Genomic DNA, 21,548 nt, shown 5'->3' with positions numbered 1-21,548 from the left:
CCGCGCCACAGAACAGTGCGCGGCGCCTGAAAATCCGTCAGTGCGCGACGTGGCTGTAGGGCGTTTGCGAGGCCGACGGCGGCGCGGTCGGAGCGGTTTGAGGCGGCTGCGGCTGCGCGTGGGCCTGCGGCTGCGGTTGGCTCGGGGCGGGGCGGCGGAACTTCAGGCTGCGGCCCTGGAACTCGGCGCCCGTCTCCATGGCCAGCTGCTCGTGGGTGATGTCGCCGTCGACGCGGGCGGTGCCATACAGGCGCACGCTCTGGGCGGTGACCGAGCCGATGACCTGGCCGTGAATCTCCATGGCCTGCGAGATCACCGAGCCCTCGACGCGCGCATTGGGGCCGATGATCAGCTTGCCGACCTTCACGTCGCCCAGCACCGCGCAGTCCAGATGCACCTCGACATCGCCGACGATGTCGCCGCGGACGGTCAGGCCCTGGGCGAACATCGAGACCGGCTTCGGACGGGCCGGCGGCGCAACGGGCTGGTGGATCTGCGGCGCGGCGACGCGCGCCTGGTCGTGCGGAGTCCTATCCAGCGGAGTCAGGGCCAGCGGCGCGGGGGCTTCTTTCTTCTTGGCGAACATGGCGGCGACCTTGTCTCAAAATGGGCTTCAGGACGCTCAGTGCAGCAAGATCGGGGCCGATTTCGGAACGGCGCTATTTGGTGTCCTCGACATGGGTGGTCGGGCGATCGTCGCCGGAGGACAGTTCCTGGCGCCAGACGGCGTTCTTGTCCTCGTAGACGATGCCCTCGGTCTCGCCGGGCTGCTCCTGCTCGTCGGCCGCGCGCCGGGCGGCCGCCAGCGCCGCGTCGTGCGACGGGAAGGTCTCGGAGAACGTGTCGCCCACCTTGTAGGCCCAGCCGCCGTCGTGCTCGACGATGGAGTAGGTGATGTCGGTCATGAGGCGTCTCCGAAAAGGTGTGCGGATCGAACGGACCGCCAGTTAAGGCGGTTCCGATGACGCTGTCTTGTCGGAAACGCGCTGGCGAACTGTATGGACTTTGGCGAGACGTCTTGGAACCGCGCCCCTGCGGCATCTTCGCCGCCCGCTTGTCGGCGGTCGAGGTCGAGTCGCACACTCCGAGCCAGTTCGGGGCTCAGAGTTCAACCCATGGCCAAGACCGTTCCTGCTTCGACCGTGGAAGTCCACTGGTGGCAGCGCAACCCGCTCACCGCCGCCGTCATCGGCTGGACGGTGATCATCGGCGGCGTCGCGGTGAGCCTGGACCTGTTCCGGTTCGCGCTGCGAAACCTCTAGAGCGTGGCCGCCGGAAGTGTGAGCGGTTTCGGCGCCCGCCACGCTCTAAGGGTTCGAGATAGAGCTTGTTTCTGATGGTTCCATCAGAAATGGACAGGCTCTAGGCCACCTTTACCCGCGCCGCGCTTTCCGGCAGGTCCGCGCCGAACGCGCGCTGGAAGAACTCGGCCACCGTGGGGCGCTCGAGCTCGTCGCACTTGTTCAGGAACGTCAGGCGGAAGGCCAGGGCGATGTCGTGGTCGAAGATCTCGGCGTTCTGGGCCCAGGTGATCACGGTCCGCGGGCTCATGACGGTCGAGATGTCGCCGTTCATGAAGGCGTTGCGGGTCATGTCGGCGACCCGGACCATGGCGGCCAGGGTGCGCTTGCCCTCGGTGGTGTCGTACGACGGGTTCTTGGCCAGCACGATCGAGGCCTCGACGTCGTGGTCGAGGTAGTTCAGCGTCGTGACGATCGACCAGCGGTCCATCTGGCCTTGGTTGATCTGCTGGGTGCCGTGATAGAGGCCGGTGGTGTCGCCCAGACCGATGGTGTTGGTCGTCGAGAACAGCCGGAAATACGGGTTGGCGCGGATGACGCGGTTCTGGTCCAGCAGGGTCAGCTTGCCGCCGGCCTCCAACACGCGCTGGATCACGAACATCACGTCCGGGCGGCCGGCGTCGTATTCGTCGAACACCAGGGCGACGGGGCGCTGCAGCGTCCAGGGCAGGATGCCTTCGCGGAACTCGGTGACCTGCTTGCCGTCCTTCAGGACGATGGCGTCCTTGCCGACCAGGTCGATCCGCGAGACGTGGCTGTCCAGGTTCACCCGGACCAGCGGCCAGTTCAGCCGCGCGGCGACCTGCTCGATGTGGGTCGACTTGCCGGTGCCGTGATAGCCCTGGACCATCACGCGGCGGTCGTGGGCGAAGCCCGCGCAGATCGCCTTGGTGGTCTGCGGGTCGAACTTGTAGGCCGGATCGATGTCCGGCACGTGGCTGTCGCGATGGCTGAAGGCCGGGACCTTCATGTCGCTGTCGACGCCGAACGCGTCGCGGAGCGTCACCCACTTGTCGGGGACCAGGGTGATCAGAGGATCTTTGGCGGAGCTGTTTTCGGCGAACTCGGGCATGTCACCCGATTAGCCCCTTGGGCCTGCCCGTTTCAAATGGAAATCCATTTGAAACGGATAAGCAGGCTCAAATTCTCGAAACGAGCGCGACATGTCGCGCTCTCTTAGGGCGAGGGGAAGAGGGCGCCGCACCGCGGCGCCCCTCCGACGTCGTCTTTTTAGTGGTTGGCCAGGATCACCGAGGCGATCAGGCCGGTGGCGACGGCGGCCAGGACGTACTGGTTGTCGACCCGGTGCCAGCGATAGCCGCGCGGCGGAGCGCGCAGGCCATGCCGACGATAGTCGCTGACATAGTAGCCGTTGCCGCGATAGCGCGCGTCGAGGCGCTGGCCCTTGACCCAGCGGCGGTATTCGCGACGGTCCTCACGCGCCTCGCGCCGGTCGTCGCGGCGGTCGTAACGCGCCTCGCGCCGGTCGGCCAAGCGGTCTTGGTCGCGACGGACCTGGTCGTAGGCGCTGCCGCGGCCATCGTTACGGTGGTCGTTGCGCCAGTCCTGGGCGGAGGCGCCGGCGGCGGCGCCGCTGAGCATCAGCACGGCGACCGAAGCGGTCAGAAAGCGTTTCATATCGGATCTCCTTACGAGCACTCGAACCTAGCGGGCTCTACATGGTCGGGGCATGAACGGGCCTGTTCCGCTTAAGTTCATGTTTCATAAGAGAAATGTTGTTGCGGGGCGCTTGGCCGAATGGAGCTATGCCTTTGATCCGGATCGGCTTTCGAGGCCTTTTCTCCGCCGCGCGACGCGAGCTGGGCGCGACCTGCGCCCTGCTGATCGTCACCCTGGGCGGCTGGGGCTTTCTATCGATCGCCGACGAAGTGGCCGAGGGCGAGACGCGGGCCTTGGACCTGGCGGTGCTGCGGGCCCTGCGCGTCGACGGCCTGCCGCACGAGCTGGTCGGTCCCAAGTGGCTGCACATCGCCGCGACCGACATCACCGCCCTGGGGTCGGTGGCGGTGCTGTCCCTGCTGATCCTGCTGGCCTTCGCCCTGCTGGCGTCGTTGCGCCGCTGGGCCGAGGGGCTGCTGCTGGTCGCCGGGGCGGGCGGCGGGCTGCTGATCAGCCAGGCGCTGAAGCGAGTCTTCGAGCGTGAACGGCCGGACCTGGCCTATCGGGCGGTCGAGGCGGTCAACGCCAGCTTCCCGTCGGGTCACGCCATGCTGTCGGCCGTGGTGTTCCTGACCCTGGGCGTACTGGCCGCGCGCTTCGCCGACAAGCGGCGGGTCAAGGCGCTGGCGCTGGCCGCGGCGGTGCTGATCAGCCTGCTGGTGGGGCTGAGCCGCGTCTATCTGGGCGTCCACTGGGCCAGCGACGTGCTGGCCGGCTGGTGTGTCGGGGCGGCCTGGGCCATGGCCTGCTGGCTGGCGGCGGTCTTCGTCCAGCGACGCTTCAACCGGCCTTCCGCCGTCAGGTCTTCGGCTTCGGACGCCACCTGAGCTCCAGCGTCGTCCACACCGCGCCGACGAAGTCGACCAGGCCGACGGCCAGCCAAGCCTTGGGCAGCCAGTCCAGCAGGACGAACGCCCCCAGCACGACCAGCGAGAACACCCGCAGCACCACCGAGGCCCGCATATAGGTGCGCTGCCCCGTCCAGCCCGCGACGTGATAACCCATGGCGTAGGCCAGCAGCAGCAGGCCCGCGAACCGCACCCAGGGCAGGGCGGCGGTCTCGACGGGCGAGCTCAGCAGATGCAGCACCGCGCGCGGCGCGACGGCCAGGGCCAGGCCCGCGGTCGAGATCAGGCCGCCCCAGAACCAGATGCTCCAGGGCTTGCCGAACGGGACCGGCGTCACCGGCGTCGGCGGGTCGACCGGCGCGCGCCACTCTCCGCCGGATTGGCTGTCGGTCATGAGAATCCTGTCCCTCGCCCCTGCTGGGGCGCGCGGCGGAGCATGGCCAAGCCCCGGCCGGTTCGCAAGCCGCGCTTGACCGTGCATCCGATCCGTTCGCAATCTGGACGGGAAGATCGATCGCGGAGGGGAGGGCGCGATGGAGCCGAGAGAGTTTCTGGCCTCCAGAGCCGGGGCGACGGCCTTGGATGATTCCGACGCCGCGGCCCTGGCGGCGGCCGCCTACAAGGATCGCAAGACCGGGCTGACCGACCTGGCGGGCCTGGCGGGCTGGACGATCCTGGACCAGGCCAACGAGAAGGGCGGCTACGACGCAGTGGTGGTCCATCATCCGGCCAGCAACGTCCTGGTGATCGCCAACCGAGGCACCGAGGGTTTCCGCTCGTTCGACGACTGGCGGGCCAATGTCGAGGCCGCGCTGGAGAAGGATCCGCGCCGGCAGGTGATCCCCGCCCTGACCTTCGTCGATCGGGTCGCCAAGGCCAGCCAGGCGGCCGGCCTGGCGCCGCGCGAGCTGCTGATCGTCGGCCACTCGCTGGGCGGGGCGTTGGCGGACATTCAGGGCGCGTTCGCCAAGGCGATCTGGCCGACCGCGCCGCCGGTGCGGGTGGTCGGGATCGCCTCGGCCGGCTTCGCCAATTCGGTCGCCGCCTACGCCGCCTTACAGGGCTGGACCCCCGCCGCGACCGCCCCGGCCTTCATCACCCACTATGCGCGAGGTAAGGACGCCGTGCCGCATCATCCCAAGCGCAAGGTGTTCGGGACCGACCGGCCGATCGCCTCGATCTGGCAGTGCTACGAGGAGCTGCCGTCGAAGGGCGGGGCGCCGACCTACTGGGCCGACACCGATTTCCTGCGCAATCACGACGTCACGCTCTACTGGCGCCACCTGGCGATCCCGAACAGCACCTCTGGTACAGCCGCTTCGCCAAGGCCATCACCGCCAAGGCGGGGGCCGATCCGGGCTGGACGCACCAGGCGGGCCGGCCGAAGGATTTCTAGGGCGTGTTCGGCCCGCGCGGACGATCGCGGCTTCTGCCCGTAGGCCGAGAGGGCTCAGGGTCCGCAACGCGCCCGCCAAGTCGATGCCAGCTTGCGTGAGCCCTCAGGTCACCTCGCCAGCCGCGGCCAGAATGTTCTCACCGCCGTTGTGAACGACGAAGTCCGAGATGAGCGCATAGTCTTTTGCGATCGAAGTCCCCGCGAGCAGTTGGGAGACTGCCGAGATCGACGCACCAGCCAGCTCAAGCGCCGTGCGCGCGATATCTACGCAGTTGCCGCCGATGGGACCGTAGGTCTCCTGACCTGCGCTCGTCTGCGAGATTTCGCTGGTCGCCCAGCCGTAGACCGCGTCAAAGCCGGCTTGCGAGATTTATGGTGACATTGACGTGCCCCGTCGGGGCTCGTTGCGCCATCCGGCGTGTTGACGTAGCGAGTAATCGTAATGGTAGGCATGCCTCACCTAAACAGCCAAAGGCTGTACGCGGCTGGCAGCTTTGCCTTAGCATGCAATCCAGATTTCTTAATCCTTGGTTGAGGGGAGCGAATGCCAGTTTCGATCCAGCCGCCGCTTCCCCCTTCGTTGCCCGCGACCCGTCAGCACACCTTCGCTTGCGAGGCGCAGGCTCCAGTACAAGACGGCGTCCTGTCGGGGCGCATCGTCGTTGCCCCCTCCAATTCGCTTAAGCAACAAACCTTCACCTGGACGCCCGGGGAACAGCAGGGGCAGGCGAAGTTCGCAGTCGTCACGTCACAAAGCGCCGGGCGCGCGGCCTCAAAATCCCTGGTCGTCACGTTTTCGGTGCCGGCGAGCGAAAACGGCCGGTTAGCGAAAGGGCAGCCGAGCGCGAAACTCTGGCTTGCCACGGGTGAGCACAATACGAAGATCGCGCCGCTCCCGGCCGCACCGGGCGTGACTCACACCGTGGCAGCGACGTTCAAGATCTCGAACGGTGAACTCGCGGGCCAAGTCCGGGCGGAACTTCGCGACGGAACGGGCGCACCCGTCGTGACCGGCACGATTGATGGGGCCGCGCTTAACTTGCCAGCGCAAGCTGAGCAGGCGAACCCGCTCTCCGCGTTTCCAGCCGCGACCTGGCAATGTGCTCCAGCCAGCCTCAAGTAGCAGACTGTTGACAGGCTAGCCGAACAGAGCGGGCGCTTCCGAAAGTTCAAACGGCGCAGATGCGCCATCATCCACGACCGTCAGGCTGGGGCTTCTTCGTGCCCATCATCCTGCTCCATGCGCAGAGCTATGGCGAAGGCTGGTGGCGGGATGGCGGCCAGACGCGATGGTCCCCGCGCCCACCCCATGCGCCTATCGTCAGCGAGAGGGGCCAGACGGAAAGCGGACGCCTTCAATTCCGTTCGGGGTCGAAAGCCGGCATCCAGGTCATGTCGATTGGCGACCGAGAGCGGCAGGCCGCCCAGCCCGCTCGCTAAACCATCCCCGACTTCTGCAGGGTCTTGTACGCCTTGATGACCCGCTGGAGCTTGTGCTCGGCGCTGCGGTCGCCGCCATTGGCGTCGGGGTGGCAGCGTTTCAGCAGCTCCTTGTAGCGCGTCTTGATCGCGGCCTTGTCGACGCCGGCTTCCAGGTCGAGGTCGGCCAGGGCCTGGCGCTCCAGCTTGCCCAGGCTGCGCTCGGCCGCCGCGCGCTGCGATTCGGCCTTGCGTTGCTGGGCCCGGAAGATGCCGAACGGGTCGGCGAAGGCGCGGGCGTCGCGGGCGGCCGCCGCGGCGGCCTCGCGGGAATTGGCGTCGGCCTTGAAGCTCCAGGTCGGCCGGCCGCCGGTCTGGCGCTCCAGCTCCTGGGCCGTGCGGATCTGCGCCTCGTTCATGCCGGCGTAGAAGTTCCAGTTCTTGTTGTACTCGGCCGCGTGCTGCTGACAGAACCAGTAGTGCTGGTTCGGCAGGTCGCGCGACTTCGGCGCCTTGGCGGATCCCGGCAGACGACAGTCGGGATGGTCGCAGCGCTTCTCTCCGGGCTTCAGGCCCAGAACGTCGTTGACCGGGTCGTCCTCGCCCTTCTTGGGGGGGCGGACCCGGATGTCCGTGAATTTGGGGCGATACTCGAACGGCCGGCTCATGGCGTCTAGAGTAAGCCCGCGCTATTTCCGTTCAAGGATTGACAAGCAAGAGACGCATCATGGGCGCCGTCGCCGACACCATTCGCCGCAAGCTCAAGGACGCATTCGCGCCCTCGCGGCTCGACCTCGTGGACGACAGCGACCGCCACCACGGCCACGCTGGCCACACGGGGGCGGGCGAGAGCCACTTCAACCTCGCGATCGAGGCGCAAGCCTTTGCGGGCAAGGCCCGGGTGATGCGCCAGCGCATGGTGATGAAGGTGCTGGCCGACGAGTTGGCGGGCCCCGTCCACGCCTTGTCGATCGTCGCCATGGCGCCCGGCGAGACGTAAGGCGACGCTTACTTTTTCGCTTGCTCTTCTCTTTTTCCGGCTTGCGCGGGGCCGCTGCGGCTGATTGCCTCTCTTCCCGGCGCGATCCCGCCGGAAGGCAGGGACCCGCATGAGCGCCGACGTCACCATTCCATCCCTTGATTCCTTCGCGCGGGATGTTTCCCTCGAGCAGGATGTCGCGCGGGCGCTGCCGGCGCTGCTGTCGCGATCGTACGCGCGCTATTCGAACTTCACGGTGGCCGCGGCGGTGATCGACGACGAGGGCCGGGTTCACTACGGCGTCAATGTCGAGAATGCAGCCTATCCGGTCGGCACCTGCGCCGAACAGACCGCGATCGGGGCGATGATCACCGCCGGCGGCGCGCGCCGGATCGACAAGGTCCTGATCGCCGCCGGCTCGGACGCGGTGGTCCAGCCCTGCGGCGCCTGCCGCCAGCGCATCGCCGAGTTCGCCGGCGAGACCTGCGAGATCGTCTCGGTGCAAGGCGGAGCGACCACCGAGCGGATCCCGTTCTGGAGCCTGCTGCCCCACTCGTTCGGGCCGCGCGACCTGGCTTGAGGGCCTTACCCGCCTGGACACGAAGACGCCGCCGCTGGGCCCAGCGGCGGCGTTTTTCGTTGCACCCGGCCAAAGAAAAAGGGGCGGTCCGAAGACCGCCCCTTCCCAGCATCGACCCGAAGGTCTCTGCTTACATCTTGTAGTTGAAGCCCACGAAGAAGCGACGACCGAACAGGTCGAAGTTGTCGCTCGTCGTGTTGCCCAGCCAACGGTTCGGCTCTTCGTCGAACGCATTGACCACGCCGCCGCGGACAACCAGGTCCGGACGGACAGCATACTTCACGGTGAAGTCGTGCTGCGTGAACGGCGTCGTCTTGTAGTAGCGCGGGTCGCGGTTGTCCGGGTCGACCTTGGCGTCGTCGACGTCGTACGGGCGGGTGCTGTTGATCAGCCACTGCGACGACTGCCAGTCGACGTCCCAGGCGATGCTGAACTTGTCGTTCACTTCCCAGGTCAGCTTCGACGAGAAGCGGACGCGCGGCAGGCCAAGGCCCGTCTCGTTGTCCGTGTGCTCGTTCGGATTGCTGATGTTGGTGAAGTCGTGCTGCTCGAACAGGTAGTTGCCCGACAGGCGGTAGTTCAGGCGACCCCAGTCCTTGCCGATGATGGTCTCGACATCGGTGTGGTACAGGAACTGGTAGTCGATGCCGCGGTTGGTCGTGCGGGCGTAGTTCACCGACCCTTGGATGAAGTCGTTGATGCCGTACGACGGCGTGATGCCCGACGGCGAGGCGCCGATACGGCTCACGGTCGCGCAGATCGCCGCGTTCAGGACTTCGCCGCTGACGCACTGGTTGGCCGCCACTTGCGCGGTGACCGACGCGATCACGTCCTTGATGTCGATATCATAGTAGTCGACGACGAAGGTCGCGTTCGGCCAGAAGCGCGGCGTGACGACCATCGAGGCCGTCACCGAGAACGACTTTTCCGGCTTCAGGAACGGGTTGCCCGCGTTCTTGCCCTGGATGCCGCTGGTGTAGATGATGTTCGTGCCCGTGGGGATGCCCAGGGCGACGCAGTTCTTCTCGCGGTTCGCCTTGATCTTCGCGTCCGTGAGATTGGTGATCACGCGGGCGTCGCAAGGATCGACGAAGTTGTTGGCGAAGGTCTGGGTGGCCGGACGGTAGTTCTCGCCCAGGGTCGGCGCGCGCACCGACTTACCCGAGGTCGCCCGGAACATGATGTCCTGGATCGGGCGCCACAGCACGTTGAAGTTGTAGGTCTCGGTCACGCCGATGTTGGTGTAGTCGGAGTGGCGATAGGCCGCGCCGATTTCCAGGCTCTTGGCGAACGGCAGGTCACGCAGCAGCGGCAGACGGAATTCGCCGAAATATTCCTTGGTCTCGTAGGACGAGGCCGGGAAGTCCGGGCCGGTGTTGAGGAACAGCAGGCGGTCGCCGGTCGAGGCCGAGCGGCCGATGGCCTGAGTTTCCTCCCGGCGCCATTCCGCGCCGACGGCCAGGCCGATACGACCCGCGCCCCAGAAGTCCCACAGCTCGCCCGAGACGTAACCCAGGGCGTCCTGCTGCTTGTTCTGCTCCTGAACATTGATCTCGGCGCCATAGTACTTCTGCGCGGCCGGCGAAGCGCCGCCCGGACCGAAGACGCGCGAGGCGACGCAGTTGCTGACTTCTTCGTAGGCCTTGGTGCCCTTGGCGTAGTTCCCGCCGCGGTTCTGGTCGGGAATGGCGACGCCTTGCGCGTCCAGCAGCTTGACGCGGCAGACCACTTCGCCCGGCTTGCCGTTGACGACACCGGCGGTGTCCACAACCGCGTCCACCGAGTTCTTGAAGCGGACGACGTCGACGCCGCGCTCGTAGTTGGTGTTCTCGAGCTTGCCGTAGGTGTAGCCCAGTTCATACGACAGGTTGTGGACGAAACCGAAGTCGTCCTTGCTGCCGCGGATGCCGGCGACATAGCGCTGCAGCTCTTTTTCGTTGAGCTGGCTACGGGCCGGACCGAACAGGCTGTGGCGGGCGCGCACGTCGTTGATCGGAGCGGTCGTGGTGATCGCGCCGGTCGAGGCGGTGTACGACGTGATCGGCGTGCGGGTGTTCGCCAGGATGGCGCTGCGCACGTTCGACGGCAGGTAGGCGTTGTCCAGGCCGATGTTGAACGAGCTGGTGCTGAACAGGCCGCCGACCGTGCCGGCCGCGAGCGGCAGGATGCCGATGTCGAAGAAGGTCTGCTGGCCTTCGTCGAAGGTCTTTTCCTTGACGTACTTGGCTTCGCCGAACAGCTGGACGTCTTCGGTGAGGTTGAAGTTCGCCCCGCCTTGGAAGCGATAGTTGATCGAGCGCGGCAGGCGGCTGCCTTGGCTGAACTCGGTGTTCGGGTTCAGGCCGTCGCCGCCGACGTTGGTGACGCGGGTGAAGCCGTTTTCGTCACGGAACGTGCCGAACGACGGCGCGCGGCCCGTGCCGGCGTTGTCATAGATGAACGAGTTGTACGGCTCCTGCGAGAAGCAGTTCGCGCTCATCGGCGCGATCGCCGTCGTACATTGCTGGAAGGGGATGTCCGGATCGTTCGGGTTGGCCGACGGACGGGTCGAGGTGGCCAGCACGGTGATGCCGCCGGCCGGACCGATCGAGAGGCTGCGCGCGTCGTGGATCAGGATGTTGTCGAACTGACCGTCGGGCTGGCTGTTCGACACGTCGGTGTCGTTGTTCAGCAGCACCCAGGCCTTCTTGCGCCAGTCGACCTGGCTGTCGCGGACTTCGTCGTTCTTTTCGTATTCGGCCGAGCCATAGACGTTCAGGCGGCCGTCGAAGAAATTGTGACCAGCCAGGGCCGAGATGCGCTTGTTCAGCTGGCCGTCCTGGTTGATCTGGGCGGCGGTGCCGTCGATTTCCAGGCCTTCGAAGTCCTTGCGCAGGACGAAGTTGACCACGCCCGAGACGGCGTCGGCGCCGTACAGGGCCGAGTTCGAGCCGGTGATCACTTCAACGTTCTGGATCAGCAGGCGCGGAATGGTGTCGATGTCGACCTGCAGGCCGGCGCCGTTCGAGCCCACGTGGCGACGACCGTCGACCAGGGTCAGCGTGCGGGTGGCGCCCAGGTCGCGCAGGTTCAGCACCGACAGGCCGCCGTCGTTCAGGCCCGAGCCCGTGGTGTCTTCCGGCACCGTCGAGCCCGACAGGGCCGGGATGTCGGCCAGCACGTCGATGACGCTGGCTTGACCGGTCGACACGACGTCGTCGCGGCTGACTTGGATCAGCGGGGTCGGAGAGTTGGTCGGGTCGCGACGAATGCGCGAGCCGGTGACCACGACTTCCTCGACGGAGGTCGCATCCGAGGCCGCGGCCGGCGCGGTCTGCGCCAACGTTAGGGTCGGGGCGAAAGCCGCGAGGCTTCCCAGCATTGTCGTCGCCAGGAGAACCTTGGTTTTCAACGCCATGTTTTAGTTGTCCTCAAAAGTACTAGCGCCCGACACGCCAGCCGCGCGCGGGAGCAAAGAGGGCCATTCCTCAAGGGAGAACGTTAAAGGCTTTCGGCCGCGCTAGAAGCGATCATGGCCAAATTGGGTCGCGTTGAGGGCTGGTCGTTACCAAAAAGTCACAATTTCGGCGACAGAACGTCAAAATTGGAAAATTCTTGCCGAGTTTGCCGGGGCGCGCCCTGTCAACCGAGGGTGTTTACGGGTCGTTTCATGCCCTACGCCGATCGGTGTTCGGCGGGCTTTTGCCGTTCCGAACCTATGAAGCGGCCAAAACTCTCCCATCGCGGGAATGCGGGGCCTCGCAATTCCGGCGAGGGCCGCATCGGCGTGGTCAAATCTTGGGCGCGCGCGCCGACGAATTGGGCGACTTCGCGGGATCAGGCCGTCTGGCCGACCAGGGCTTCCAGCACGCGGCGCAGGTCGGCCTCGCGGAACGGCTTCTGCAGCACGCTCGCGCCTTTGTGATCCTCGGTGAGGCCAGCCTCGCCATAGCCGCTGGCGAAGGCGAAGGGCACGCCGCGGGCCTTCAGGGCGTCGGCGACCGGGAAGATCGGGCGACCGCCCAGATTGACGTCCAGCAGGGCCGCGTCGATGTCGGCCGAACCGGCGAGGCGAAGCGCCTCTTCGATTTCCGCCGCCGGTCCGACGATGGCGCAGCCCAGATCGGTCAGCATGTCCTCGACCAGCATCGAAACCAGCGCCTCGTCTTCGACGACCAGGACCTTCAGGGACGAGAGAGTCTTCATGTTTCAGGGCTCCAGCGCGCGCAGGGGCAGCGCCATGTGGCAGACGAGTCCGGAAGCATCATAGGTCAGCTCGACCCCGCCGGATAGCTCGGCCGCGAGGCCGCGCTCCAAAAGGCGAGCGCCGAAGCCGCGGCGGGCGGGCGGCGTGACGGGCGGGCCGCCGCTTTCGGTCCAGGTCAGGCGCAGCAGACCGTCTTCGGCGGTCCAGCCGACGGCCACCCGGCCGCCGGGCGCCGACAGCGCGCCGTACTTGGACGCATTGGTGGTCAGCTCGTGGATGCCCATGCCCAGGGCCACGGCGGCCTTGGGATTGAGACGCACGTCGGCGTCGTAGGCGAAGGCGACCCGATCCTCGCCGGCCATGGCGTGCAGCTCGACGTCGAACACCTCGCGCAGGCTGGCGCCGGCCCAGCTTTCGCGGGTCAGCAGGTCATGGGTCTGGGAGAGGGCGATCAGTCGGGTCTCGAAGGCCTCGCGGAAGAATTCGGGCGAGGCGCTGGAGCGCAGGGTCTGGGCGGCGATCGACTGCACCGTGGCCAGGCTGTTCTTGACGCGATGGTTCAGCTCGTTGACCAGCAGCTTCTGGCGTTCCTCGGCGCGCTTACGCTCGGTGATGTCCAGCGAGACGCCGGCCAGCCGGCGGACGCCGCCATCGTCGGCCGTCTGGGCCGCGCGGCCGCGCGCGTGCAGCCAGCGCAGCTCGCCGCTCGGCAGCACCACGCGATATTCGACGTCGTAGTCGGTCCCGTCGCGAATGGCGCTCTCGATCGCGGCCAGGACGCGGGGACGGTCCTCGGCATGGATCGTCTCGATCAGGTCGGCGAAGGTGAAGGCCTCCTCGGGACGGCGACCGTAGTTGGCCTTGCAGAGGTCGGACGCCTCGTAGGCCCGGGTGGCGACATCCAGGTCCCACGAGCCCATGCGGGCCGAATCGAGCGCGAACTTCAGACGCTCCTCGGCGCGGCGCCGCTGGTCCAGCTCCTCCAGAGCGGCGACGGCGCCGCGGATCGACCCGATGGTCACCGCCACCTGGGCGCCCAGGCCCACCAGCAGGGTCTCGTCCCGGGCCGAGAAGCGGCCGGGTTCGGGATGGCCGAAGAACAGGCCGCCCAGCACCTCGCCTTCGCGGGTGACGACGGGGATGGCCAGGTAGCTGCGCACCGGCAGGTGGCCTTCGGGCATGCCATGATAGGGCGCGTTGTGGCCGTAACGCGGATCCTGGGTGATGTCGTCCGAGCGCACGGTCCCCACCCCGTCGAAGGTGGGGGCGAAGATCTCGGTCTTGCGCGGCGTGGGATAGCTGGCGAACGCTTCGGGCGGCGCGCCGGACAGCCGGTATAGGGTGTAGGAGTCTCCGCCGGGATTGGCGACGCTGTAGAAGAAGGCCCCGAACGCCGCGCCGGTGATTTCGCGCGCCCCGTCGATCACCACCTGGACGACCTCGTCCAGATCGACGCTGGAGGCCACCGCCTCGGTCACCCGCGCCAGCGCCTCGGACTTGCGGATCTCCTCGGTCAGCGCGGCCTGGAGCCGCGCCAGGCGCGTGGCGTCGTCGGCCGCCATATCGCCGTGAACCTCGGACTCAGCCAACCTGGCCAATACGCCCCCTCCGACCGGACCGCCCCCAAACAGCCTTGGGTCCGTAAAGGCGCAAAACGCGTCCTTGGCGATCCGGTTCCCCCGAAGCTTCGCCTTAAACGTTTAGAGTTCGTTGTCGTCGGCCAGGGGCGCGCTGATCCGCAGAGCGGTGATCTGGTTCCTCTGCCGGCGGAAGACCTGGAACCGGTGGCCGTGGAAGATGAAGGTCTGCCCGGGCTCGGGGATCATCTGGGCCTCGTGGATCACCAGGCCGGCGATGGTCACCGCCTCGCCTTCCGGCAGGCGCCACTCCATGGCGCGGTTGAGGTCGCGCACGGTGACGTGGCCGTCGACATTGACCGAGCCGTCGGCCTGGCGGCGCACGCCCTCGACGCTGGTGTCGTGCTCGTCATCGATCTCGCCGACGATCTCCTCGAGGATGTCCTCCAGCGTCACCAGGCCCTGCAGCGCGCCGTATTCGTCGACCACCAGGGCGAAGTGATTCTTGCGCTTCAGGAAGGCGTTCAGCTGGTCCTTGAGATTGGTGGTGTCGGGGATGAACCACGGCTCGCGGACGATGGCGGCGATGTCCAGGCCCTCGACCCCGTCCTTGGCCTGGGCGAGGGCCTTCAGCAGGTCGCGGGCGTGCAGCACGCCGACGATGTTGTCCGGCTCGTCGCGATACAGCGGCACGCGGGTGTGCTGGGCCTCCAGCACCGCGTCGACCAGCGCCCGCGGCGGCAGGTCGGCGTCCAGCAGCACCATCGACTTGCGATGGACCATGATCTCCGAGACGTCCATGTCCGACAGGTCCAGCACCCCGCCCAGCATCCGCCGGTCGCCGCTTTCGACCAGGCCTTCGGAATGGTGGTAGTCGACCGCGCCGCGGATCTCCTCGTGGGCGGCCAGCACGTCGACGGCCATGTCCAGCTTGACGCCGAAGATCCGCAGGGCGCGGCGGACGACCCACTGGATCACGTAGATGACCGGGCCGAACAGGCTGACGATGAACAGGGTGGGGGCCGACAGGGCGCGGGCCACGTCGTCGGAGCGGACGATGGCCACGGTCTTGGGCAGCACCTCGGCGAAGACCAGGACCAGCACGGTCATGGCGGCGGTGGCGACGGCCACGCCCCACGGGCCGGGGATCAGGGTGGTCAGCACCTGGGTCGCCAGGGCCGAGGCCAGGATGTTGATCAGGTTGTTGCCCAGCAGCACCGCGCCGATCATCGTCTCCTGGTCGGCCAGCAGCTTGTTGACCCGCCGCGCGGGCCGGTCGCCTTCGCGCTCCAGCTGGTGCATGCGCGAGCGGCTGGCCCCGGTCAGCGACGTCTCGGCGGCCGAGAAGATCGCCGACAGGGCCAGCAGCGCGATGACGATGGGCGCGAGGCCCAGCAGGGCGGCGAGCATGGAGGTCTACCTCGTGGGCGGGATCGCCTTGGGGGCGGTCTTACTGCTTGGGGTGCTCGCTGACAAAGCGCGAGACCGAGTCCCTGAACGCCTGGACGTCCTTGTTGAGCTGGATCAGCCGCTCGACGCTGAAGCCGGCGGCGGCGAACAGGGTCTGGCCCAGGCACGCGCTGCGGGCCTGCATGTCGCGACCGGCGTCGGTCAGGCTGACGACCACTTGGCGCTCGTCGGCGGGGTTACGAACCCGGGAGACCAGGCCGCCGGCCTCCATGCGCTTGACCAGCGGCGTGACGTTGCTGGAGTCCAGGCCCAGTCGCTCGCCGATCGCGCCGACGCTCAGGCCGTCGGCCTCCCACAGCGCGCTCAGCACCAGGTACTGGGGATAGGTGATCTCCAGCGCGTCCAGCAGCGGCTTGTAGGCGCGGTTGATGGCCATGCTGGCGCCGTAGAGCGAGAAGCACAGCTGTTCGTCGAGCGTGGGAAGGTAGGCGGACACGGGGAGCTCCTGATCGGATGTTTCCTACCGCAGAAATATATGTCGTGACAAATATCCGCTGGACTCGCCGGCCGACGCCGCGCTATGAGCCATAATGTGTCGCGACATATAATGTCTCGACATGAGAATGCTCAACCTTCCAAGGAGGCCGTGATGGCCGATATCGACGACGCCACGCGTCAGGGGCTCAAGCGCTACTATCTTCTGCGGGCTGGCGTATCGGCGGCCTGGATCGTCGCCGCCGTCACGCTCGGCGCGGCCAATCCGCTGGCGGGCGGGCTGCTGCTGGTCGCCTATCCGGCCTGGGACGCCCTGGCCAACGCCCTGGACGCCCGAGCCAATGGCGGCTTCGCGGCCAATCCGCCGCAGACCCTCAACCTGGTGATCAGCCTGGCGGTCGCGGCGGCCGTGGTGTTCGCGCTGCAGACCGATCCGCGCCGGGTCCTCACCGTGTTCGGCGTCTGGGCCGGTTTCGCGGGCCTGCTGCAGCTGGCGGCTGGCGTGCGCCGCTGGCGCGGGTTGGGCGCGCAATGGCCGATGGTGCTGAGCGGCGCTCAGTCCGCCTTGGCGGGCGGCGTGTTCGTGACCCAGTCGCTGGGCGCGGGCCCGCACCAGCCGACGATCCTGATCATCGCCCCCTATGCCGGCTTCGGGGCCGTCTACTTCCTGGCGGCGGGCGTGGCTCTCGCGCTGAAGGCGCGGAAGCGGGCGGCCTAAACCGCGCCTTCCTCGATCAGGAACGCCTTCAGCGCCGCGCGATCGACGTCCTTGGCCACGAACGCGTCGCCGATGCCGCGCGCCAAGACGAAGGTCAGGGCCCCGCCTTCGGCCTTCTTGTCCTGGCCGCAGTGGGCGACCAGGGCGTCGGCGCTGAACGGCTCGGGGCGCACGTCGCCGAGGTTGGTCGGCAGGCCTGCGGCCTTGATCGCGGCGACGGCGCGGACGGCGTCCTGGCTGGAGCACAGGCCCAGCTTGGCCGAGAAGCGGAACGCCTGGGCCATGCCCACGCCCACCGCCTCGCCATGTTTGAGCGCGTCGCCGAAGCCCATCTCGGCCTCGATGGCGTGGCCGAAGGTGTGGCCCAGGTTCAGGAGCGCGCGGCGGCCGGCTTCCTTTTCGTCCTCGGCGACGATCTCGGCCTTCATCTCGACCGAGCGGCCGACGGCGTGGGCCAGGGCGTCGACGTCGCGCTCCAGCACCGCGTGGACGTTGTTCTCCAGCCATTCGAAGAAGGCGAAGTCGCCCAGCAGGCCGTACTTGATGATCTCGGCATAGCCGCAGGCCAGTTCTCGGGCGGGCAGGGTGCACAGCACATCCAGATCGGCCAGCACCAGGCGCGGCTGATGGAAGGCGCCGATCAGGTTCTTGCCGCGCGGCGTGTCGATGGCGGTCTTGCCGCCGACCGAGCTGTCGACCTGGGCCAAGAGGGTGGTCGGCACCTGCACGAAGTCGATGCCGCGCTTGTATACCGAGGCCGCGAAGCCGGCCAGGTCGCCGACCACGCCGCCGCCGAACGCCACGATCTGGTCGCCGCGCTCCAGGCCCAGGGCCAGCAGGCGGTCGGACAGGTCGGCCAGGCCCTCGAAGCTCTTGCTCTCCTCGCCGGGCGGGATGGTGATGATGTCGACCGCGATCCCGGCCCGCTCCAGCGACACCGACAGGCGCTCGCCGTGGTGCTCGCCGACATTGGCGTCGGTGACGATGGCCACTCGCTTGCGCTTGCCGAGCACCGGAGCGATCCGCTCGCCGGCCCTGTCGATCAGGCCCGGGCCGATGACCACGTCATAGGCGCGATCGCCCAAGCCCACGCGGACGGTGCGGATCATGGCGATACTCCTAGGACGAAAGATGGGCGGACGAATAATGGGCGCGCAGGGCGGCCAGGATGGCCTCGACCGCCACGCCGTGCGGCGTGTCGCCGGTCTGGACGTGCACCTGGGCCTCGGCGTAGGCCGGGTTGCGCACCCGGGCCAGCTCGGTCAGGACCGCCACCGGGTCCTTGCCCCGCACCAGCGGCCGGTTGTCCTTGCGCGACACCCGGCGGGCCAGGAGCTCGATGTCGGCCTTCAGCCAGACCGAGACGGCCTTCTCGTTGATCAGGGCCCGGGTCTCGGGATTGACGAAGGCCCCGCCGCCGGTGGCCAGCACGTGCGGCGGCTCGTCCAGCAGGCGGCCGATCACCCGACGCTCGCCATCGCGGAAGGCCGACTCGCCCAGCTCGGCGAAGATCTCGGAGATCGAGCGGCCGGCGGCGGCCTCGACCTCATTGTCGGCGTCGCGGAACGGCAGGTCCAGGACCCCGGCCAGCCGCCGCCCAACGCTGGACTTGCCCACGCCCATCAGCCCGACCAGCACGATGGTCTTCCCGCGCAGCGGCGCGAGATCGTCCGTCATGGGCGGGAGAGCGTCAGGGGTTTGATCGGGCTCGGTCATGATGCGGTCGCGGGTTTACACGAGGCTTGGGGCAACCGCCAAGTTTGCGAGAGCCCCTCGATGCGTCATAACCAGATCATGCTTCGTCCGACGCGATCCCCGCACGCTCTTGCCCTGCTTGTCGCCCTGGGCCTCACGGTTCCTCTCCTGGCGCGACCCGCCGCCGCCCAGGAGGAGGTCAAGGTCAAGAGCCTGGCCGCCCCCGACTACTTCTCCGGACCCGTCGCCGACACCGGCCTGGGCGCGGATCTGTGGAAAGACACCGCGCCGGACATCATGCGCGACGTGCTGCCGAAGCTGGCCAGCCCCAAGCCGCTGTCGCCGGCCTTCGCCAGCCTGGCGCGGCGCCTGCTGTCGACCGGCGCCAATGGTCCGGCCGGCGTAGGCGACAATGTCGAGATGGGCGCGCAGCGCGGCCTGGCCCTGATCGCCCTGGGCGAGGCCAAGGGCGCCGACGCGATCCTCGATCGCGCGACCGGCGCCGCCAGCAGCGCGGCCTTGTCCATGGCCTCGGCCGAGGCGGCGCTGATCACCGGCGACGACGACCAGGCCTGCCGCGTCCAGGACGCCCTGACCGTCGATCGCGGCGCCGCCTATTGGCTGCGGCTGCGCGCCTTCTGCCAGCTGAAGGCCGGCCAGGCCGACGCGGCCCAACTGACCTTCCAGCTGGCCCAGCAGCAGACCAAGGACGCCGACTACGCCCGGCTGATGGGCGCTGCCCTGGCCGGGACGGCGCCCGGCGCGGCTAGCCTGAAGAACGGCGTCAACTACGCCCTGTCGCGCCGGCTGAACCTGGACATCCAGTCGGCCGCCGCCATCGCCTCGGCCTCGCCAGCCCTGAAGCCGCTGATCGCGCCGCGCGGCGGCGACCTGGCCGGCGTGGCGCCCGGCGCGGACCTGACCGCCGCGGAGGCCGCGGACGTGGCCTTCCTGCGCCAGGCCAAGACTCTGCCCGCCTTCGTCGAGGCCGCCCAGGCCTCGGCCGCCTCGATCGCCACCCTGGCCCACGCCGGCGGGCCGCTGCAGGATCCGGTGCTGCTGGCCCGCGCGGCCCTGGCCTCCGGCGACGTGGCCAGCGCCCAGGCCATCCGCGGCCGGCTGACCGGAGACACCGTCCCCGGCGCGACGCCCGCCGACCTCGCCATCCTCGACGCCCTGATCGCCGCCGGCTCCGGCAAGGTCGACAACCAGGTGCTGGGCAATCTGGTGGCGCGCGGCGTCTCGAGCGGGGCCAAGACCCAGGCCGCCGCCGTGCTGCTGGCCAGCCTGGGCGGAACCCTGGACGCCGACGCCCGCGCCCAGTTCGCCAGTTTCGACCTCGGCAAGCCGGCCGCCTCGGCGGCGCGGATCCTCGTTCTGGAGGACGCCGGCGCGGCCAAGCGCAAGGGCGAGGCGGGCCTGCTGGCCCTGTCGATCGCCGTCGACGCCGGCGCCACCGGCCCGCAGCCCGTCGACCGCGCCCGCATCGCTCAAGCCCTGAACCGCGCCGGCCTCTCCGCCGACGCCCGCGCCATCGTCGTCGAGGGGCTGCTCGGGCTGGCCTTCGTGAAATGAGCAAGGGTCCCGGTTGGGTCGAAGCCTTCCTGGAGATGATGGCCGTCGAGCGCGCCGCGGCCCGCAACACCCTGACCGCCTATGGCAAGGACCTGGAGGACGCCCGGGGCTTTCTGGGCCGTTCGGGCCACGACCTGGACGACGCTGACGCCGAGACCGTCGAGGCCTATTTCCAGGACCTGGGCGCGCGCGGCCTGTCGCCCGCCACCGCCGCCCGCCGTCGCTCGGCCGTGCGCCAGTTCTACCGTTTCGTGCTGGGCGAGGGCTGGCGGGCCGACGACCCCTCGCGCCGTGTCGCCGCGCCCAAGGCCGGGCGACCGCTGCCCAAGGTGCTGGAGCGCGAGGATATCGAACGCCTGCTGGCCGCCGCGACGGCGAAGGACAGCGCCCAGGGCCTGCGCCTCTTCTGCATCATCGAGCTGATCTACGCCTCGGGCCTGCGGATCTCCGAGCTGCTGGCCCTGCCGCTCACGGCCCTGGCCCGCGATCCGGCCTTCCTGATCGTCAAGGGCAAGGGCGGCAAGGAACGGCTGGCCCCGCTGAACGACGCCGCCCGGACCGCGGTGAAGGCCTATCTGGTCGCGCGGCCGGCCTTCTTCCCCAAGGGGGCCAAGGACAGCCCCTGGCTGTTTCCATCGCGGGGCGCCTCCGGCCGCCTGACGGCCCGCCGCGTCGGCCAGCTGCTGGAGGACGCGGCCATCGCCGCCGGGATCGACCGCGACAAGGTCAGCCCGCACGTGCTGCGCCACGCCTTCGCCACCCACCTGCTGGAAGGCGGCGCCGACTTAAGGGTGATCCAGACCTTGCTGGGTCACGCCGATATCGCCACCACTCAGATCTACACCCACGTGGCCAGCGACCATCTGGCTCACGTCGTCCAGACCAAGCACCCGCTTGGTAGAAAGCGCTAGAGACCCATGAGCGAAGAAACCCGCGACTCCAACGGAACCCTGCTGGCCGACGGTGACACCGTCACCCTGATCAAGGACCTCAAGGTAAAGGGCTCGGGCGGCGTCACGCTCAAGCGCGGCACGGTGGTCAAGAAGATCCGCCTGACCGGCGATCCCGACGAGATCGAGGCCAATGTCGACAAGGTGAAGGGCCTGGTCCTGCGGACGGAGTTCGTGAAGAAGGCTTGAGGGGCAATCGACGTTCAGAGCTAGGCTGTCAAAAGTTCGCTCATCCCCGCGAAAGCGGAGATCCAAACGGCTTCTCGATTTCTGCGAAGCTTCGAGTTGATCGTCTAATTCAGCTTGGGTCCCCGCCTTCGCGGGGATGAGCGAGTTTGGGAAACGAGAAATCTCGCTCCGCGCTTCACCGAGCCTCGCCCTTCAAGCCCGTCCTGATCGCCTTCCGAGCCAGCACCGCCAAGGCCAGCAGGCCGGCGGGGACGATGGCCAGCATCCAGACCGCGACGACGACCGCCAGCTGCAGGGCGGTGAGGATCACCACCAGCGCCTTGTTTTCCGGCCTCAGGTCGTTCGACAGCGCCACGACACGGGCCCCCACCCGGTGTTGGCGGCATGTCACCGGATCGGGACGACATGCCGCCCGCCTCGCCTCGACGGGAACGAGCCGGGGAGGGCGTCGCCTTGGCCGCGACGCCCCCGCCCTTTTGCGCCCCACCGCGCGAGCTCCGCGCCGACCGTTGCTCAGACGGCCGACGACACAGCCTAGTTGCCGCGCGAG

General features: G+C 68.2%; 24 protein-coding genes. 10 read left to right on the top strand and 14 right to left on the bottom strand.

The window, feature by feature from the left end; genetic code table 11:
• Positions 1-37: 37 nt before the first annotated feature.
• Positions 38-586, bottom strand: coding sequence for a bactofilin family protein (locus ABIC66_RS23395; RefSeq protein WP_354073633.1), 549 nt, complete (start codon positions 584-586; stop codon positions 38-40).
• A 73-nt stretch (positions 587-659) separates the two neighbouring features.
• Positions 660-905 carry a DUF2188 domain-containing protein gene (locus tag ABIC66_RS23390; protein ID WP_354073631.1) on the bottom strand — a complete coding sequence of 82 codons (246 nt, stop codon included), beginning with the start codon at positions 903-905 and terminating at the stop codon, positions 660-662.
• A 210-nt stretch (positions 906-1,115) separates the two neighbouring features.
• On the opposite strand from ABIC66_RS23390, the gene ABIC66_RS23385 reads away from it, so the two are divergent.
• Complete coding sequence (locus ABIC66_RS23385; protein WP_354073629.1) at positions 1,116-1,262, top strand: hypothetical protein; 147 nt, start codon at positions 1,116-1,118, stop codon at positions 1,260-1,262.
• A gap of 100 nt (positions 1,263-1,362) precedes the next feature.
• On the opposite strand, the gene cobS is transcribed toward ABIC66_RS23385, so the two are convergent.
• Both cobS and ABIC66_RS23375 read right to left on the bottom strand, forming a co-directional pair.
• On the bottom strand, positions 1,363-2,373 hold the full coding sequence (gene cobS / locus ABIC66_RS23380; RefSeq protein WP_354073627.1) for a cobaltochelatase subunit CobS: 1,011 nt from the start codon (positions 2,371-2,373) through the stop codon (positions 1,363-1,365).
• Between the two features lie 158 nt (positions 2,374-2,531).
• Complete coding sequence (locus ABIC66_RS23375) at positions 2,532-2,939, bottom strand: RcnB family protein (protein ID WP_354073625.1); 408 nt, start codon at positions 2,937-2,939, stop codon at positions 2,532-2,534.
• Between the two features lie 128 nt (positions 2,940-3,067).
• Between ABIC66_RS23375 and ABIC66_RS23370 the strand changes: the two genes are divergently transcribed.
• Positions 3,068-3,808, top strand: a complete 741-nt coding sequence (locus tag ABIC66_RS23370; protein WP_354073623.1) for a phosphatase PAP2 family protein — start codon at positions 3,068-3,070, stop codon at positions 3,806-3,808.
• Here ABIC66_RS23370 and ABIC66_RS23365 read toward each other — a convergent pair.
• Positions 3,780-4,223: a hypothetical protein gene (locus ABIC66_RS23365; protein WP_354073621.1), complete on the bottom strand. Its 444-nt coding sequence runs from the start codon at positions 4,221-4,223 to the stop codon at positions 3,780-3,782. The genes ABIC66_RS23370 and ABIC66_RS23365 overlap by 29 nt on opposite strands.
• A gap of 184 nt (positions 4,224-4,407) precedes the next feature.
• On the opposite strand from ABIC66_RS23365, the gene ABIC66_RS23360 reads away from it, so the two are divergent.
• Entirely contained in the window at positions 4,408-5,268 is an 861-nt protein-coding gene (locus tag ABIC66_RS23360; RefSeq protein ID WP_354073619.1) for a lipase family protein, read from the top strand.
• A 501-nt stretch (positions 5,269-5,769) separates the two neighbouring features.
• Positions 5,770-6,348 (top strand): hypothetical protein, encoded by a 579-nt coding sequence (locus tag ABIC66_RS23355; RefSeq protein ID WP_354073618.1) that lies wholly within the window; start codon positions 5,770-5,772, stop codon positions 6,346-6,348.
• Between the two features lie 313 nt (positions 6,349-6,661).
• Here the strand turns inward: ABIC66_RS23355 and ABIC66_RS23350 are convergent, their stop codons facing one another.
• The gene (locus ABIC66_RS23350; protein WP_354073616.1) at positions 6,662-7,312 is read right to left on the bottom strand and encodes a J domain-containing protein; all 651 of its coding nucleotides are present in this window, start codon (positions 7,310-7,312) and stop codon (positions 6,662-6,664) included.
• Positions 7,313-7,368: 56 nt separating this feature from the next.
• On the opposite strand from ABIC66_RS23350, the gene ABIC66_RS23345 reads away from it, so the two are divergent.
• Positions 7,369-7,644, top strand: a complete 276-nt coding sequence (locus tag ABIC66_RS23345) for a BolA family protein (RefSeq protein WP_354073879.1) — start codon at positions 7,369-7,371, stop codon at positions 7,642-7,644.
• A gap of 109 nt (positions 7,645-7,753) precedes the next feature.
• Positions 7,754-8,203: a cytidine deaminase gene (gene cdd, locus ABIC66_RS23340; protein WP_354073614.1), complete on the top strand. Its 450-nt coding sequence runs from the start codon at positions 7,754-7,756 to the stop codon at positions 8,201-8,203.
• Positions 8,204-8,333: 130 nt separating this feature from the next.
• Here the strand turns inward: cdd and ABIC66_RS23335 are convergent, their stop codons facing one another.
• The 5 genes from ABIC66_RS23335 to ABIC66_RS23315 form a co-directional block, all read right to left on the bottom strand.
• Entirely contained in the window at positions 8,334-11,600 is a 3,267-nt protein-coding gene (locus ABIC66_RS23335) for a TonB-dependent receptor domain-containing protein (protein WP_354073612.1), read from the bottom strand.
• A gap of 419 nt (positions 11,601-12,019) precedes the next feature.
• Entirely contained in the window at positions 12,020-12,388 is a 369-nt protein-coding gene (locus ABIC66_RS23330; protein ID WP_354073610.1) for a response regulator, read from the bottom strand.
• Between the two features lie 3 nt (positions 12,389-12,391).
• Positions 12,392-13,987 (bottom strand): HWE histidine kinase domain-containing protein, encoded by a 1,596-nt coding sequence (locus ABIC66_RS23325; protein ID WP_354073609.1) that lies wholly within the window; start codon positions 13,985-13,987, stop codon positions 12,392-12,394.
• 102 nt (positions 13,988-14,089) lie between these two features.
• Positions 14,090-15,376 carry an HlyC/CorC family transporter gene (locus ABIC66_RS23320; protein ID WP_354073607.1) on the bottom strand — a complete coding sequence of 429 codons (1,287 nt, stop codon included), beginning with the start codon at positions 15,374-15,376 and terminating at the stop codon, positions 14,090-14,092.
• A gap of 40 nt (positions 15,377-15,416) precedes the next feature.
• Positions 15,417-15,812 carry a MarR family winged helix-turn-helix transcriptional regulator gene (locus tag ABIC66_RS23315; protein WP_502910408.1) on the bottom strand — a complete coding sequence of 132 codons (396 nt, stop codon included), beginning with the start codon at positions 15,810-15,812 and terminating at the stop codon, positions 15,417-15,419.
• 213 nt (positions 15,813-16,025) lie between these two features.
• Here ABIC66_RS23315 and ABIC66_RS23310 point away from each other — a divergent pair, with 213 nt between their 5' ends.
• A complete protein-coding gene (locus tag ABIC66_RS23310) occupies positions 16,026-16,589 on the top strand; it encodes a Rossmann-fold NAD(P)-binding domain-containing protein (RefSeq protein ID WP_354073604.1) in 564 nt (187 codons plus the stop codon).
• Here ABIC66_RS23310 and aroB read toward each other — a convergent pair.
• Both aroB and ABIC66_RS23300 read right to left on the bottom strand, forming a co-directional pair.
• On the bottom strand, positions 16,586-17,698 hold the full coding sequence (aroB, locus tag ABIC66_RS23305) for a 3-dehydroquinate synthase (protein ID WP_354073602.1): 1,113 nt from the start codon (positions 17,696-17,698) through the stop codon (positions 16,586-16,588). The two genes, ABIC66_RS23310 and aroB, sit on opposite strands and share 4 nt — an antisense overlap.
• A 10-nt stretch (positions 17,699-17,708) precedes the next feature.
• Positions 17,709-18,305, bottom strand: coding sequence for a shikimate kinase (locus tag ABIC66_RS23300; RefSeq protein WP_354073600.1), 597 nt, complete (start codon positions 18,303-18,305; stop codon positions 17,709-17,711).
• A 60-nt stretch (positions 18,306-18,365) separates the two neighbouring features.
• On the opposite strand from ABIC66_RS23300, the gene ABIC66_RS23295 reads away from it, so the two are divergent.
• Genes ABIC66_RS23295 through ABIC66_RS23285 form a run of 3 tightly spaced genes read left to right on the top strand, consistent with a single transcriptional unit; the run spans position 18,366 to position 20,998 of the window.
• Positions 18,366-19,859, top strand: coding sequence for a hypothetical protein (locus ABIC66_RS23295; protein ID WP_354073598.1), 1,494 nt, complete (start codon positions 18,366-18,368; stop codon positions 19,857-19,859).
• Positions 19,856-20,770 carry a site-specific tyrosine recombinase XerD gene (locus tag ABIC66_RS23290; RefSeq protein WP_354073596.1) on the top strand — a complete coding sequence of 305 codons (915 nt, stop codon included), beginning with the start codon at positions 19,856-19,858 and terminating at the stop codon, positions 20,768-20,770. Before ABIC66_RS23295 ends, ABIC66_RS23290 begins: the two co-directional genes overlap by 4 nt.
• A gap of 6 nt (positions 20,771-20,776) precedes the next feature.
• Positions 20,777-20,998, top strand: coding sequence for an alkylphosphonate utilization protein (locus ABIC66_RS23285; RefSeq protein ID WP_291871567.1), 222 nt, complete (start codon positions 20,777-20,779; stop codon positions 20,996-20,998).
• 175 nt (positions 20,999-21,173) lie between these two features.
• Here ABIC66_RS23285 and ABIC66_RS23280 read toward each other — a convergent pair whose 3' ends face one another.
• The gene (locus ABIC66_RS23280; RefSeq protein ID WP_354073594.1) at positions 21,174-21,353 is read right to left on the bottom strand and encodes a hypothetical protein; all 180 of its coding nucleotides are present in this window, start codon (positions 21,351-21,353) and stop codon (positions 21,174-21,176) included.
• Positions 21,354-21,548 lie beyond the last annotated feature (195 nt).

Source organism: Caulobacter sp. 1776, assembly GCF_040545685.1.
In the GTDB taxonomy this organism is placed as follows: domain Bacteria; phylum Pseudomonadota; class Alphaproteobacteria; order Caulobacterales; family Caulobacteraceae; genus Caulobacter.
This window is presented reverse-complemented; position numbering and strand designations above follow the sequence as displayed.